The 14,448-nt window shown below is 31.4% G+C and carries 15 protein-coding genes; 7 read left to right on the top strand and 8 right to left on the bottom strand.

Annotated elements, in window-relative coordinates; translation table 11 throughout:
* The first annotated feature begins 86 nt into the window (after positions 1–86).
* Both ACTT9L_RS00950 and ACTT9L_RS00945 read left to right on the top strand, forming a co-directional pair.
* Positions 87–1,529: an NAD-dependent succinate-semialdehyde dehydrogenase gene (locus ACTT9L_RS00950; RefSeq protein ID WP_440925430.1), complete on the top strand. Its 1,443-nt coding sequence runs from the start codon at positions 87–89 to the stop codon at positions 1,527–1,529.
* Positions 1,530–1,532: 3 nt separating this feature from the next.
* A complete protein-coding gene (locus ACTT9L_RS00945; RefSeq protein WP_440925431.1) occupies positions 1,533–2,327 on the top strand; it encodes an HpcH/HpaI aldolase family protein in 795 nt (264 codons plus the stop codon).
* Here the strand turns inward: ACTT9L_RS00945 and ACTT9L_RS00940 are convergent.
* From ACTT9L_RS00940 to ACTT9L_RS00930, 3 genes are read right to left on the bottom strand one after another with little or no spacing between them, the layout of a single operon-like run.
* Positions 2,324–3,139, bottom strand: coding sequence for a 3-methyl-2-oxobutanoate hydroxymethyltransferase (locus tag ACTT9L_RS00940; RefSeq protein ID WP_440927510.1), 816 nt, complete (start codon positions 3,137–3,139; stop codon positions 2,324–2,326). The two genes, ACTT9L_RS00945 and ACTT9L_RS00940, sit on opposite strands and share 4 nt — an antisense overlap.
* Positions 3,136–3,552 (bottom strand): MarR family transcriptional regulator, encoded by a 417-nt coding sequence (locus tag ACTT9L_RS00935; RefSeq protein ID WP_440925433.1) that lies wholly within the window; start codon positions 3,550–3,552, stop codon positions 3,136–3,138. The genes ACTT9L_RS00940 and ACTT9L_RS00935 overlap by 4 nt, the downstream gene beginning before the upstream one ends.
* A 28-nt stretch (positions 3,553–3,580) precedes the next feature.
* Complete coding sequence (locus ACTT9L_RS00930) at positions 3,581–4,558, bottom strand: DUF1907 domain-containing protein (protein ID WP_440927509.1); 978 nt, start codon at positions 4,556–4,558, stop codon at positions 3,581–3,583.
* A gap of 88 nt (positions 4,559–4,646) precedes the next feature.
* Here ACTT9L_RS00930 and ACTT9L_RS00925 point away from each other — a divergent pair, with 88 nt between their 5' ends.
* From ACTT9L_RS00925 to ACTT9L_RS00910, 4 genes are read left to right on the top strand one after another with little or no spacing between them, the layout of a single operon-like run.
* A complete protein-coding gene (locus ACTT9L_RS00925; protein WP_440927508.1) occupies positions 4,647–5,591 on the top strand; it encodes a ketopantoate reductase family protein in 945 nt (314 codons plus the stop codon).
* Entirely contained in the window at positions 5,592–6,461 is an 870-nt protein-coding gene (locus ACTT9L_RS00920; RefSeq protein WP_440927507.1) for a 2OG-Fe(II) oxygenase, read from the top strand.
* A gap of 31 nt (positions 6,462–6,492) precedes the next feature.
* Complete coding sequence (locus ACTT9L_RS00915; RefSeq protein WP_440927506.1) at positions 6,493–7,473, top strand: phytanoyl-CoA dioxygenase family protein; 981 nt, start codon at positions 6,493–6,495, stop codon at positions 7,471–7,473.
* A gap of 15 nt (positions 7,474–7,488) precedes the next feature.
* A complete protein-coding gene (locus ACTT9L_RS00910; protein WP_440927505.1) occupies positions 7,489–8,412 on the top strand; it encodes an NAD(P)-dependent oxidoreductase in 924 nt (307 codons plus the stop codon).
* Here the strand turns inward: ACTT9L_RS00910 and ACTT9L_RS00905 are convergent.
* On the bottom strand, positions 8,405–9,487 hold the full coding sequence (locus ACTT9L_RS00905) for a Gfo/Idh/MocA family protein (RefSeq protein WP_440927504.1): 1,083 nt from the start codon (positions 9,485–9,487) through the stop codon (positions 8,405–8,407). The genes ACTT9L_RS00910 and ACTT9L_RS00905 overlap by 8 nt on opposite strands.
* 30 nt (positions 9,488–9,517) lie before the next feature.
* The gene (locus ACTT9L_RS00900) at positions 9,518–10,735 is read right to left on the bottom strand and encodes a cytochrome-c peroxidase (RefSeq protein ID WP_440928652.1); all 1,218 of its coding nucleotides are present in this window, start codon (positions 10,733–10,735) and stop codon (positions 9,518–9,520) included.
* Between the two features lie 120 nt (positions 10,736–10,855).
* On the opposite strand from ACTT9L_RS00900, the gene ACTT9L_RS00895 reads away from it, so the two are divergent.
* On the top strand, positions 10,856–11,326 hold the full coding sequence (locus ACTT9L_RS00895; RefSeq protein ID WP_440927503.1) for a tetratricopeptide repeat protein: 471 nt from the start codon (positions 10,856–10,858) through the stop codon (positions 11,324–11,326).
* Between the two features lie 39 nt (positions 11,327–11,365).
* On the opposite strand, the gene ACTT9L_RS00890 is transcribed toward ACTT9L_RS00895, so the two are convergent.
* The 3 genes from ACTT9L_RS00890 to ACTT9L_RS00880 form a co-directional block, all read right to left on the bottom strand.
* Entirely contained in the window at positions 11,366–12,418 is a 1,053-nt protein-coding gene (locus ACTT9L_RS00890; RefSeq protein WP_440927502.1) for a TRAP transporter substrate-binding protein, read from the bottom strand.
* A 92-nt stretch (positions 12,419–12,510) separates the two neighbouring features.
* Entirely contained in the window at positions 12,511–13,800 is a 1,290-nt protein-coding gene (locus ACTT9L_RS00885) for a TRAP transporter large permease (RefSeq protein WP_075504318.1), read from the bottom strand.
* Positions 13,800–14,288, bottom strand: a complete 489-nt coding sequence (locus tag ACTT9L_RS00880; RefSeq protein ID WP_440927501.1) for a TRAP transporter small permease — start codon at positions 14,286–14,288, stop codon at positions 13,800–13,802. The genes ACTT9L_RS00885 and ACTT9L_RS00880 overlap by 1 nt, the downstream gene beginning before the upstream one ends.
* Positions 14,289–14,448: the final 160 nt, after the last annotated feature.

Raw genomic sequence — 14,448 nt, 5'->3', positions numbered from 1 at the left:
GTTTATCTTTTAATATGTATAGTGTTTATATATAATTTTAATTATAAATTAAAAAACCTAATTAAGTAAACTTAAAAATAAATTCTATGTACGAAAAATTTGGACAATTCATTGATGGTAAATGGCAACAAGCTGAAAAAAAAGAAACTTATGATGTAATCAACCCTGCAACTGAAGAAGTGATTGGAAAAGCATCGAAAGCTTCATCTATTGAAGTGCAAAAAGCATTAAAGTCTGCAGAAAAAGGTTTAGAAGTTTGGAAAAACACTGCACCATGGCAAAGAGCTTATGTACTTAGAAAAATTGCAGACATGATGAGAGAAAAAAAAGATGTTATTGCAAAATGGTTAACCCTTGAAGTTGGAAAACCTCTAACTGAAGCGGTTGGTGAAGTGGGTGGTGGAGCTGATATTTTTGAGTGGAATGCTGAGGAAACAAAAAGAATTTATGGTCAAACACAACAAAGTAGATTTCCAGATACTAGAGTTCATGTTTATTATCAACCTGTAGGAGTTGTTGCAGCTTTGGTTCCATGGAATTTCCCAATAGTTTTAGCCTCAAGAAAAATTTCTACTGCTTTAGCAGCAGGATGTTCTGTAATTTGTAAACCTGATGTAATTACTCCTGGTGCTGTAATGGAATTAGTAAACATATGTAAAGAAGCTGGTGTACCAGATGGTGTTGTTAGTCTGTTGTCTGGTGATCCTGCTGAAATTTCAAATGAATTAATGGAGTCTGATATAATTAAAAAAGTTTCAGTTACTGGATCAACTAGAGTTGGTAAAATTATTTTAAAAAAAGCAGCTGATAAAGTTCAAAGAGTTACTATGGAGCTTAGCGGACACTCACCTTTTATTGTATGTGAAGATGTGGATATGAACAAAGTAGCTGATATTGCAATAACTGGTAAATTTAGAAATAACGGTCAAGTCTGTATTTCACCAAATAGATTTTATATCCAAGAAAACAGAAAAGATGAGTTTGTTGATGCTTTTATCGAGAGAGCAAAAAAATTAAAAATTGGTAATGGTATGGACAAAGGAGTTGATTTAGGACCTTTAACAACAGCTAAGAGATTAGAAGAAATAGAAAAACTGGTTGAAACTACCAAAAAAGAAGGAGCTAAAGTATTAATGGGTGGACAGAAACCTTCTGGTTTCAATAAAGGATATTATTATGAACCAACAGTTTTTGACGATGTAAAAGATAATTTTACAATTATGAAAGAAGAACCTTTTGGTCCACTAGTTCCAATTTTAACTTTTAAAACTTTTGATGAAGTAATTGAAAGAGCAAATGATAATGACTTAGGATTATGTAGTTATTTGTACACTAATTCTATGGACAAAGCTCATATTGGATCTGAAAAGCTAGAGTCTGGTTGTGTTGCAGTTAATACTGGTGTTGTTGCAATTGCTGAAGCACCTTTTGGAGGTATTAAACAAACTGGTTATGGTCGTGAAGGTGGTTCAGGAGCAATTAAAGACTATCTGAATGTGAAATATACTCACATGGGCTTAAAAATATAAATAATGCGAAAAAACAAAGTTAAAAAAATGATGAAAGACGGTAAGCCCGTAATCAATGGTTGGTGTGCAATTCCAAGTACAGCATCTGCTGAAGCAATGGCTCATCAAGGTTGGGACTCTCTAACTGTAGATATGCAACATGGTTTAGTAGATTACAGTAATGCACTACCAATGATGCAAACAATATCCACAACAGAAGTAACTCCTTTAGCAAGAGTAAATTGGAATGAACCTGGTCAAATAATGAAAATATTAGATGCTGGATGTTATGGAATTATATGCCCAATGGTAAGTAATAAAAAAGAAGCAGAAAATTTTGTCCAAGCATGTATGTATCCACCAGATGGGTACAGGAGTTTTGGACCTGTTAGAGGTTTAATTTATGGAGGACCTGATTATGCAGATCACGCTAATCAAGAAATACTAAAATTGGCAATGATAGAGACAAAAGAGTCATTGGAAAACCTTGATGAAATTATGTCTACACCAGGTGTTGATGGTATTTATATTGGACCAGCTGACCTAAGTTTAGCTATAGGTGAAAAACCTGGTTTTGATAGACCTGAGTCAACCAAAGCTTATTCAGAAATTTTAAGAATTTTAGAACATGCTAAAAAAAATAATATTTTTGCAGGAATTCATAATGGTACCACAGAATATGCAACCAAGATGATTGAAAAAGGTTTTAATTTTGTAACTATAGCGTCTGATTTAAGGGCTCTAAGTGCTGGTGCAAAAGCTACAGTTGATAAAATGAAAGGTTCTTTATCAAAAAAAGACGATAACGCGACTTACTAATCTAATTGATCTAAAAATTTCTCAAATTGTTTTTTTTCTAAATTTGATGATTCTTTTTTTCCTGGAAATTTACCAGTCATAGAGTCTTTTTTAAAAGCTCTAAGTGCTTTTACTCTTTCAATTTTAATTTCACCTCTTAGTCTTAATAAATTTCCATATGCTTTAGAATGTCGTGGAGGATTTTCAGTATCACCACAAATATCTTCCATAAATAAATACATTACATCAGCATTTTTTCCTGAACCTAATGAAACAGTAACGATATCTGTGCGCTTTGAAATTTCACCCATTACATTTTCAGGTATAACTTCACACTCTGCAGAAAAAGCACCTGCATCTTCTAATCTTTTAAACTTTTGAAATAGATCATATGCTTCATCTGCAGTTTTGCCCACTGCCCTCAAGCCACCAATCCAAGTAGATTTTCTTGGAACCAAACCTAAATGCCCCATAACTGGAACATCTTCCTTAGCTAACATTTCAACTATATCCATACTTCTAGGAGTCATAACTGCATCCGCACCATTCTCTAACGCTTTAAAAGCGCCACGCATGATATCATCTGCTGTTACAAACTCATTTAATACTAAAGCTGCTGTTAAGAATAAATTTCTTGAACCTTCTCTAACAGGAATTACATTTTTTGCGTTTGATATAATCATATCAAAGCCTGCCTTTTCAGCCGCATCCGCTTCTTCAACACTATTCGCTGTAACTTGTGTAAATTTTCTTTTTCCTTTAGCTGATTTTAAATCTGCTACAGTCAAAGTTCGCTTCGCTGGTTTAGCGGCCCATGTATAAATATTCTTCATTTAATTCCTTTATAAAGAATATCTCTTCTATCAATAAACTCCTCAAAGGTTTTGATAGTAATTACTGCAGGTAAAATAAAAATAGATCGTTTGTCTCTCTCGTTTCTAATAATTCTAAAATAACCTTTTTTAATTGCTGTATCGATATAAACGTTTGAGGTTAAATATGATTTCTCAATTACTTTAAGTAATTGATTTTTGGTAATTGATTTATTTTTGTAATAAGCAAGCATAACCATATGCAACATTATCCAATGTTGTGGGGTTAAAGAAAACCAATTCAATAATTCATTAGCTAATCTTCCTTCAAAATCACCAAGTGATATTTCTGCTAATTGAATTCTTTTTTGAGTAAGTTTTGGAATTTTTTTTTGTTCTTCAAAGTGTTTTGGATACTTGAACTGTCTTTTCATTTAAATAAATTTAAACTCATTGAGTTTTCTATTCAATACTATTTTTACTTAATAGTTCTTTATAAATGTTGTTTACTCTATGTACTTCAGTTGCAGTATTAAAATAACATTCGTATTCTATTTCCTCTGGTGTTACATCAAAATGATAATGGCCAGCGTCTCTGTCATGCTCGTAAGAATGAAAGTGAGTATGTTCGCCAGATTCTCTTAAATTTAATTCTCCCCCAGTTGGATCACCAGTCCAAAGAACTGTATAGCATTGTAATTTTGGTCCAACAGGTTCATAAAATTGAAGAAAATCTTTTACACATTTCATTTGTTTTGGATCGTAATACTCGTGTTTAATATCTTTATAATCAGGTTGCACGTGAGATCTTATTTTTCCATTTAATACTCTAAACACACCTGCGAGAGACATGTGCTCATTATCTTTAATTTTCAAATTTTTTAATAAAGAAGACCTTATTGCTTGAGGTAAAGAACCTTGTTCTCCATTTCTGCCTTTGATTTTAATTTTAATTACTTTTCCTTGTTTACCATCTGTATAATAAATATTTCCAAGTCCACCATGTTTTTTTGCAGAATATTTTTCAACAACACATTTTTTGTCAGGACTTACTCTTGCTATTATTGATTTAGATTCATCAGTTGTTAAATTTTCATTTATAACTAATTCTCCACAATGACCATCTAAACATGACATTGCACCTGATCCAGCTCCTAAAGCATAAGATTTTTCAGAATCAATCATTTTAGATATTTCTTGATAGTCAAACTCTGCACCAATAAATTTTGGATCATGCATATAAGGCTCTCCGCCAACGTCTATTATTTTTTGATTTCCACTAATTCCTTCTGATGGACAATCCCAATCTCTAAGATTTGGGCAATCTACCACTTCTACTTCAACTTTTTTGAAATTTTCAGACAATCCTTTTCTTAATGCAATTGAAATGTCTTTTAATAAATAATCTTTAAATATTCCTTTTTCTATTTTTAATTGCATGATGTTAATAAGCTATTATTTATTTTGCATAATGTCTATAGATAATATATATAATTTCTATACATAAATAATTTTAGATAAGATAACGATGATTAATAAAGATTTAAAAGTGGCTGTGCTTGGTGCAGGAGCAATGGGTTGTTTATTTGGCGGTTTACTTTCTGAAAAAGGTTTAAATGTAATTTTAATTGATGTTTGGAAAGAACATGTAGATGCAATTAATAAAGATGGTTTAAAAATGGACGGACATGGTGGTAATCGAGTAATTAAAGTGAAAGCTACTTCAGACCCATCCTCGTTGAATAAAGTAGATGCTGTGATTGTTATGTGTAAAGCTACAGCTTTAGAACCAGCATTAAATAGTGTTAAAAATATCATAGGAGACAAAACAGTGTTCATGTCTTTTCAAAATGGTATTGGTCATGAAGCAATTATCCAAAGTATTGTAGGTGATGAAAAAGTTATTGGTGGAACAACTACTCAGGCTTCGAATATTTTGGGTCCTGGACATATAATGAATCATGGTTCGTTACCATCTTGGATTGGTGAGTACGAGGGAGGAATTTCTGATCGAATTAAAGAAATAGCAGATACCTTTACCGCTCACAATCTTGAAATGATTGCTGCAGAGGATGTGAAGAAAAGAAAATGGATGAAACTTTTTGCTCTAACAGCAATTGGACCATTATCTGCGATTTTTGATCTTCATCATACTGACTTATATATAAACAACAAAGCAAATGAAGTATCTCGTGGTTTAGGTAAAGAAATAATTTTAGAAACTAGAGAAGTTGCACTTGCTGATGGTGTAAATGTTTCTGAGGATGAATGTTTATTTATGTTTAATAAAATTGTAGATTCAATGCAAACTAACAAATCATCAATGGCTTTTGACGTTCAATACAAGAGAAAAACAGAAATAGACTTTATTAGTGGTGCGGTTTCAAAAATAGGTAAAAAACATGGTGTTAAGACACCATTTAATGATCTCATGTATAAAATGATTAAAGTGAAAGAAGGCATGTACAGCTAAATGCTTAGTACAAATAAATTAAAAAAAATCAAAAGTAACTTTCCAGTTTTAGTTGGTGACAACGTTGTTTCTAAAAGCATCTGTAATTTGTTAATTAAAGAAATTAGTAATTCTAAATCATTTGATGATATGATCATGGGTGGTAGAAGCAGAATAAATAAAGGTTCGAAAAATTTTAATTCATATATCAAAAACTCAGTTAACTCTGCAAAACTTTTTAAGCTTTTTAATAGCAATACTTTTTATAAAAAAATTGAGAGTATTTTTATTAAAAATTTTAAAGATGGATCATGGGTTAATTTACATAAACCAAAATCTTTTAATCCTAAAAAGTTTACTATTAAAAAAAAATTAAATTCTAAAGAATTGAAAAAAATGTTAGGCAATAATTATACGAATCCTAAAGTAAATTTAGATATTGACTTTTCAGTATCCAAAGGAGGATATAGATTAAGACCTCATAGGGATGACATAACTAGGTTATATAATTTCTTAATTTATTTAACAGACATACCAAAAAAGAATGGTGGCTCTCTTACTATCTATAGGAAAAAGGCAAAAAAAAATTTAAGAAAAAGTTTTAGAAGATTTCCAAAAATAGATGAGCTTGAAATAGTTAAGTCTTTTACACCCAAAAAAGGGACTGTTGTTTTTTTTCAATCTACTCCAAATTCCTATCATGGAGTAAAGCGCTTTATAGAGAAAAATTGTCCAAAACGTTTTTTTATTTATGGAAGTTATGCTTTAAATAAACCAGTTATATGGAATTACAAAGGAATCTCATATTATCCTCATATAATTAACAACAAAAAAAGAATGTTAACCTCTTTTCATGACGTGAACTATTTAACCACAGCACCAAACCATTGAAATTATTTCAATGATAAAATAAATTTCAACTATGACAAATACTCTTCAAAAAAAATTATATGAGAATGGGTACTCAATTGTTAAAAATATACTTGACTATAGAAGAGACTTAAAACCAGTTCTTAATGATATGGAATTTGTCATGGATTGCCTCATTCAAAAGTATGCAAAAAAAACTGGGGTAAAAAAAATTCTTAATCTAGATTTTAAAAGAAAATATTCATATATATCAAAACTTAATATTTATGATCTAGATCAATATTTTAATACAAGATTACCAAGAGACCATGTTAAAAGAGATAGTGATTATTTCGCAACTCAATCATTATGGAATTTAATTACAAATAAAAGAATTTTAGATGTTGTAGAAAAAATTTTAGGGAAAGAAATAATGTCTAACCCTGTTCAAAATACTAGAATCAAACAACCTGAAAACAAATTACCAAAAGGATCAATTCATGACGGCTTAAGTGGTAGAACACCATGGCATCAAGACGCTGCCGTTTTAAACTCTAGAGGACAAAAATTAACTGATATGGTTACAGTGTGGATTCCTTTCACCAAAACTACTAAAAAGAATGGATGTATGATTACAGTAAAAAAAATTAATAAAATGGGATTATTAAACCATGTATCAGGATATAGAGGACAGGTGGAATTAAAAAATAGTGAATTACTTGATGATATGGAGCATATTTATTTAGAAGCAAATGTGGGTGATATAATATTATTGCACAAGCATTCTATTCACTGCTCTTTACCAAATAGATCAAATGATTTTAGAATTAGTGCTGATTTGAGATATAATGTTGCTGGACAACCATCAGGTAGGGAGCCACTTCCAAACTTTTATGTTAGAAGTAAAAATAAAAACAATCTTAAAGTTCAAAATTTTAAACAATGGTTATCTCTGTGGGAGAACGCTAAAGAAAGACGTATCGGAAAACATGCATTTAAGTATCCTCTGCCAACGTACAAGAACAATAAAAGAGACTTGTCTAATTTAGTTTAATATTTAAAAAAATTAATGGCTAAAATTTTAATTACAGAATTTATCAATCAAAGTAGTTTAGAAAATTTAAATAAAAAATTTGATGTTAAGTATGATGAAAAATTATGTGAAAATGAAAAACAGCTAATAACAATGATTAAAGATTATGAAGGTCTAATTGTTAGAAATAAAACTCAGGTAAATTCGAACATTTTAAAAAATGCCTTAAAATTAAAATTCATTGGAAGGTTGGGTGTTGGTTTAGATAATATTGATACAGAATATTGCAAAAATAAAAACATTCATGTTCAACCAGCTACAGGAATGAATGCAGTTTCTGTTGCTGAATATGTTGTTTCTTCATCAATGTCTCTTATAAAAAAAATCCCAATGTTTCATAATGGAACTATCAAAGGTGAATGGCCAAGAACAACAATTAAGTCCTTAGAAATAAAGCAAAAAAATTTAGGGATAATAGGATTTGGGATAATTGGAAAAAAAGTTGCTGAGTATTCTTCAAAAAATGGTTTAAAAATTTTAGCCTACGATCCTTATGTTAAAGAAATAAATGATAAAGAAATTAATATTAAATCATCAAGTTTAAAAGAGATTTATGAAAAATCAGATATCATTTCCGTACACCTACCTTTAACAGACGAAACAAAAAATATGGTAAATAAATCGTCATTTGCTCAAATGAAAAATAAACCAATTATAATAAATACCTCTAGGGGGGGTATCATAAATGAACGTGATTTAATTGAAGCTTACCATAAAAATATTATTTCTGGTTTTGCGCTAGATGTGTTTGAAAATGAACCAATAGAGAGTAAATTTTATCACAAAATAAAACCAGGTATGAATTGTATTTTGACACCTCATATCTCTGGTGTAACAACAGAGTCAAATATTAGAGTAAGTGACTTTATAGTTAAAAAAATCACAGATTTTTTTAATTGATTATTTCTTCTAGATTTATCAATCGACCTTGTTTTATTGATTGTTCTGCAGCCTCTCCCATTGCAACAGCAATTAAACCGTCTTCTAATGATACCTCTGGATTTGAATTACTTTCAATAGCTCTCAAAAAAGCTAAGTGTTCGTAGTAAGTAGATCCATGATGGTGGCCGGCCTCAAGAATTTTTTTATCTACCTCAATATTTTCGATGTGTGTTTTACCATCTCTCATTCCAATTCTTATATTTGAAGAGTTTTTACCTGAATCATCAGAGGGGACTGAAGTTTCAATTTTTCCTTTATTTCCTGTGGCTACCAGCTCTTCTTGCATTTCAGAATTTTCTGCAAACATGCAAAGCTCAAGCAAACTTCTTGCTCCATTTTCAAAATTTACAATCACATAGGCATTATCAATGATATCTGGCTTTTTTCCATTATACACTTCATCTAAATGGTTAACGTCTTGACCACCACTTGCATAAACACTCAGTGGCTTACTTTGGATAATCAATCTCATTAAATCAAAGAAATGGCAGCATTTTTCAACAAGTGTACCACCGGTATTTTCCTCAAAACGATTCCAATCATTTACTTTTTTTAAAAAAGGAAATCTGTGTTCCCTTATAGTTAAAGTTTTTAAATCACCAATTTTGTTATTATGAATTTCATTAATAAACTTTGAAACTGGCGGCATATATCTATACTCCATAGCAGTCCAAAATACTGATGGATAATCTTTTGTAAGTTTTTTTATTTCTAAACAATCTTTTGTATTAGTGCATAATGGTTTTTCTACTAATATGTGTTTTTTAGTTTTGATTATATCTTTCAAGATTTCTGTATGAGTAAAGTTAGGAGATGAAATTAAGTATACATCAACAATATTTTTTTCAATCATTTCTAAATGATTTTTAAAACATAAAACTTTTGTTTTTAGAATATCTTTACACTGATTTAATGAATCTTCATGAGGATCAGCAAGTGCAACTACTTCTGCATTATCAATTAATGATATATTTAAAATATGTTCTCGAGCCATTGTCCCTGCTCCAACAATTCCATATTTTATTTTTTTCATATTCTGTTTCTATCAGTTTAATTAAAAAACTTAATCAATACTTAGCCCGCTTGGTACTTTATCTGGTTTACCTAGCGGTCTCTGATTTCCACTTCTTCCAGTTAAAGATTCTAGAAAAGAAACAAGTTGATCAATTTCTTTATCATTCAACTCTATAGGCTGTATGTCAATGCTTGATAGAATTCTTTCTTGTTCCCTTTTGTCTGAAAAAGTTACAAAATCAATTTCTTCTAACCAAGGCGCCTTAGGTAAATTTGCATATTCAGATTTCCAATTATTACTCATTTTTATTGGATTTAAATGATGTTTAATTATTGATTTTAAAGTCGGATAAGCACCATTATGACCGTAGGGAGCTGTTAAAGAAACGTTTCTTAACGCTGGCGTTTTAAATTTATACATATCGTTTATATTATCCGTTTCGACCATTCGGCCAACGTCACGTGCATAAGGATCAAAAGGGCGTGTCCTTCCAGGACCAAACTGGGGAATTCCTATTGAATGAAATTTTTGATCTGACAACAAAGATCCTGAATGACAAGAACTACAGTTTGCTTTTCCATAAAATAAATTCATCCCATTTATTTGCTTTAAAGTTAAAGCTTGTTCATCTCCATTTAAATATTCATCAAACGGAGAGTCAAAAGATGTCCATTCATGAATTTCAAATGCAGCAATCGAATTAACAATATGTGTAATGTTAATATCTAGAGGACTGTTTACATCATCAAAAGCATTTTTAAATAATTCAACATATTCTGGAATTCCTCTGATCCTATGGGTAATCACAGGCCATACTCTGTCGATTCTCATACTATCTTTTCCAACTTTTGAGACCAAACCTATAATTTCATTTTCACCTGGATTTCCTGCCATCTCAAACTGTCTTGTCATTGGAAATAATGCTTGAACTGCAACTATATTATCAAGTCCTTTAGGAAGAGCTTCTTGAGCAGGTGTATTGAAACCGTTACCAAATATGTTTGATTTAGTTACCCTTCCATCATGCAATAAGGTAGTTATGTCTTTAAATCCTAAATTCCATAAAGCTAAAGCATTTCTTGGAATTCGTTTTTTTATTTTATCATCGCCCTTACCTGCGGTTCTCTCTAGTCCTATACCTTGACCTCCTTCACCAATACCTAAAGAAAGTCCATCTGAACCACCAAGATCATGACTGTGGCAGGTTGCGCAAGCAATGTTTCGATTTGCAGATAAAATTTTGTCATGAAATAAAAGTCTTCCAATTTTAACTTTTTCTATATCAACTTCATGGAAATCTTCGCTCTTTAATGGTTTTGGTAAATCAGTTGCGTAAGTTTTATTTACTGAAATTAAAAATGGAATTATAAATATTATTATTTTTAAATGATTAAATATCTTTTTATATTTTTGTTTCTTCCATCCATACTTTTTGCAGAAATAGAAAATGCTCGAGATTTGATGGAAGAAGGAAAATTTAAAGAAGCTATGGAAGAACTTATGCCAGCAGCTAGATCTGGTAATGCTGATGCTGAAGAGCTTATTGGAATTATGTATGCTATGGGTCTTGGTGTTGAAAGAGATGATGTTAGAGCTTTTGAATGGTATCTCAGATCTTCTATGAAAGGTCATCCTGGTGCTCAATCTGGTGTTGGATGGTATTACGAAATTGGTAGAGGACTTCCTGCTCCCGATCTTGTTAGAGCTTATATGTGGTATGGTTTGTCCGCTATTGGTGGAGATCCTGATGCTGCAATTTCTCAGGAAGAAGTTATTAAAAAAATGACTCCTGAACAAATTGAAAAAGCTCATATTCTCATAAAAGATTATAAATCTTGGATATATCCTTTTAGATAATGAGGCGAAATTAATTCGCCCCATTATATTAATTTAAAATTATAAATCTTTTTTGTATGCGCTTGATGCTCTTTTCTCTGCACTCGCCACTGCTTTAGTTAAAGCATTGAAAATTTCTTTTCCACCTTTAACATTAGCTTTAAACCAATCATACACTGGGCTAGCTTCTTTTTTAAAACTAGCTTTTTGATCAGGCGTAGGAACATATAAATCTCCGCCACCTGCTACAAAGTCCTCATAAGCTTTAATTGATTTTCTTTTAGGAGATGCAAAAGTTGCTTGTTGTAGAGCATAAAAACCATCAGTCACAACCTTTTTAAGATCTGTAGACATAGATTCGTATTTTGCATTATTCATCCACCATAATGCTCCCATGTATGCGTGACCGTCTAAAGTAACATATTTTAGACCTGCATCAGGAAACTTCATGTTCATAATGTCAGTAATTCCATTTTTAGAACCCTCAACTACACCAGTTTGAAATGATGTAAATAATTCAGGCCATGGAATAGGAGTTGGCGATGCACCTAACGCTCTGACAAGTTCTTGAGGTAAATCTGCTACAACTGTTCTGATTTTTAAACCTTTCATGTCAGATGGATTTGCAACTCTTCTTTTTGTGTTAGCAAAATTTCTCCATCCTCCGGTATTTCCAATTGTCATCAATCTAATTGAGTCATTAGAATCTTTCAGAGCCATTTTTCTCATTGTTCTTACAAAATCACCCTGCATTACATCTTCAGCAATTCTGTCATCAGCCATTAGATATGGTAAATCTAAAACTTGAACATACGGAAATACACCTGCAGCACCTCCAGAAGTAGAAATATAAATATCTATACTTCCATCTGATACACCTTGTAAACACTCAGCACCCTTTGAACAAAGCTGTGTACCTACAAATAACTCTACAGCTATTTTTCCATTTGAAGCTGCTTCAACGTAGTTTTTAAATACTACAGCACCATCATAGTCTTCATCTTGATCATTAGAGTTCATTGTCATTCTTAAGTTATAATCTGCGGCTGAAACTGACGCAGTAAAACTGATCAAGAATAATAATGAAAAAAATGATTTTATTAATTTACTCATAATTATTTCCCCTCTCATTAAATATTTATGTACAAAAACTATACTTAAATTGAATTCGAGAGTCTATCGACTAGTAAAAAAAATTGATAAATTTATTTTGCGAATCCAGTAAGCAGAGGAATAGTCATAGAGATTGATGGAAAATATGTTATTAAAAATATAACTATAGCTTCTACTGCTAAAAATGGCAATATAGCTTTTGCAATTGTTTCTACTCTTTCCCCAGAAACAGAAGATGCAACAAACAACACAAGACCCATCGGTGGGGTTGCTAAACCAACAGTTAAATTTACAGACATAATAATTGCAAAATGTACAGGATGAACCCCAAGCTCAACAAAAACTGGTCCAAGAATTGGCCCCAGAATAATTATAGCTGGACCTGCATCTAAAAACATTCCAACAACAAATAATAAAATATTTATAAGAAATAATAATACATAAGGGTTATCAGTTAATCCTAAAACAAAAGCTGCAAGATGCTCAGGAGCATGTGATAAACTTACAACGGTTTTAAAAGCCATTGCAGCGCCTACTAAAAGAAGAACTACTGAAGATACCATTGCTGCTTTTGTCATAACTTTAGGAACATCTTTCCATTTTAATGATTTCAAAACAAATAGGCCGATAAACATTGCATAAGCAGCTGCAACAGCTGATGCTTCGGTTGGAGTAAAAATTCCACCTAGTATACCTCCTAAAATTATCACTGGTGTCATTAAAGGAAAAAAAGCTTTAAGAGATGCCTTGCCTCTTTGGCCCCAAGTTGTTTTTTCGGTTACTGCTGGAAAATTATATCTTTTGGCCATAAATTTTATTGTGACCATCAAACTAACTCCTACTAAAATACCAGGTACAATTCCTGCTAAAAATAATGCTGCAACACTCTCACCCATTACATACGCATAAATAATCATTATTCCTGAAGGTGGAATTATGGGTCCAATAACAGAGCTAGCTGCAGTAATAGCTGCTGCAAATTTTTTTGTATATCCCTGTTTTTCCATTGCAGGAATAAGCATTGATCCAATTGCCGAAGTGTCAGCTACAGCTGAACCTGATAAACCAGCAAACAACATTGAAGTCAGCACATTGACATGAGCTAATCCACCTTTTAAGTGACCCATCATTGCCTGACTAAACTCAACTAGACGATGGGTTATTCCTCCTCTGTTCATTAATTCCCCTGCTAACATAAAAAATGGAATTGCCATCAAAGGGAAGCTATCTATTCCATTATAAATATTTCTATAAAGCATAGCTCCATCTCTTGCTTGATCATTTAACCAAAGTAAAATTCCTGGTGCTGCTAACAAACCAAAAAATACTGGTAAACCAATTAACAAAAATAATAAAAAAAGAGGAAGAAACCAAACTAACATTATTGTGTCTCCAGCTTTTGTTTATCGTAGTCTTCAGGCAAGTCTAATTTTGTAAAATTAGTAAGAATATTTCTTAAAATTAATTCTATGTTCACAGATATTAAAAAAATAATCCCTACTGGTAAGGACATATACATCCAAGCTAATTTAATTGGTTCTGCTTTTCCACCAATCAAATGAAAAGGAATCTTTATCGAAGAGGAATTAAATATCCATCCAGCGTTAATATGTTTAAAACCTAACTCTAAACCTATAACTAATACAAAAAGGGATACTATTAGTAAAAATAAAGCTAATAATGTAGAGATCAGTTTTGGCAAAAATCTTTCCAATAAATCAATAGAAACAAATCCACCCCATCTATATGCAGAGGGTGCGATCAATCCTGTCATCCATAACATCAAAAATCTTGCGACTTCATCAGGCCATGGCAGCGCATTATTTAATACATATCTAAAAAATACTTGTATTAAGATAACAATCACCATCAAAAATATTGCTATCCATGCAAACTGTCTGCCAATTCTTAAAAAAAAAGTATTTATTTTCTCGAGGATATTAAAAAAAGACAGGAGAAAATTAATTGTCAAATTCACAGCTAAATTTATTTTAATTATTTAATAAATACAACTTTAATCAAAAAAGTAA

This window comes from Candidatus Pelagibacter sp., from assembly GCF_052049675.1.
In the GTDB taxonomy this organism is placed as follows: Bacteria; Pseudomonadota; Alphaproteobacteria; order Pelagibacterales; family Pelagibacteraceae; genus Pelagibacter.
This window is presented reverse-complemented; position numbering and strand designations above follow the sequence as displayed.

Bases quoted from the DNA above. Each gene is read 5' to 3' on its own strand.
- ACTT9L_RS00915 (WP_440927506.1), top strand. From the start codon at position 6,493: ATGACAAATACTCTTCAAAAAAAATTATATGAGAATGGGTACTCAATT.
- ACTT9L_RS00950 (WP_440925430.1), top strand. From the start codon at position 87: ATGTACGAAAAATTTGGACAATTCATTGATGGTAAATGGCAACAAGCT.
- ACTT9L_RS00895 (WP_440927503.1), top strand. From the start codon at position 10,856: ATGATTAAATATCTTTTTATATTTTTGTTTCTTCCATCCATACTTTTT.
- ACTT9L_RS00925 (WP_440927508.1), top strand. From the start codon at position 4,647: ATGATTAATAAAGATTTAAAAGTGGCTGTGCTTGGTGCAGGAGCAATG.
- ACTT9L_RS00880 (WP_440927501.1), bottom strand. From the start codon at position 14,288: ATGGTGATTGTTATCTTAATACAAGTATTTTTTAGATATGTATTAAAT.
- ACTT9L_RS00930 (WP_440927509.1), bottom strand. From the start codon at position 4,558: ATGCAATTAAAAATAGAAAAAGGAATATTTAAAGATTATTTATTAAAA.
- ACTT9L_RS00905 (WP_440927504.1), bottom strand. From the start codon at position 9,487: ATGAAAAAAATAAAATATGGAATTGTTGGAGCAGGGACAATGGCTCGA.
- ACTT9L_RS00890 (WP_440927502.1), bottom strand. From the start codon at position 12,418: ATGAGTAAATTAATAAAATCATTTTTTTCATTATTATTCTTGATCAGT.
- ACTT9L_RS00910 (WP_440927505.1), top strand. From the start codon at position 7,489: ATGGCTAAAATTTTAATTACAGAATTTATCAATCAAAGTAGTTTAGAA.
- ACTT9L_RS00935 (WP_440925433.1), bottom strand. From the start codon at position 3,552: ATGAAAAGACAGTTCAAGTATCCAAAACACTTTGAAGAACAAAAAAAA.
- ACTT9L_RS00920 (WP_440927507.1), top strand. From the start codon at position 5,592: ATGCTTAGTACAAATAAATTAAAAAAAATCAAAAGTAACTTTCCAGTT.
- ACTT9L_RS00940 (WP_440927510.1), bottom strand. From the start codon at position 3,139: ATGAAGAATATTTATACATGGGCCGCTAAACCAGCGAAGCGAACTTTG.
- ACTT9L_RS00885 (WP_075504318.1), bottom strand. From the start codon at position 13,800: ATGTTAGTTTGGTTTCTTCCTCTTTTTTTATTATTTTTGTTAATTGGT.
- ACTT9L_RS00945 (WP_440925431.1), top strand. From the start codon at position 1,533: ATGCGAAAAAACAAAGTTAAAAAAATGATGAAAGACGGTAAGCCCGTA.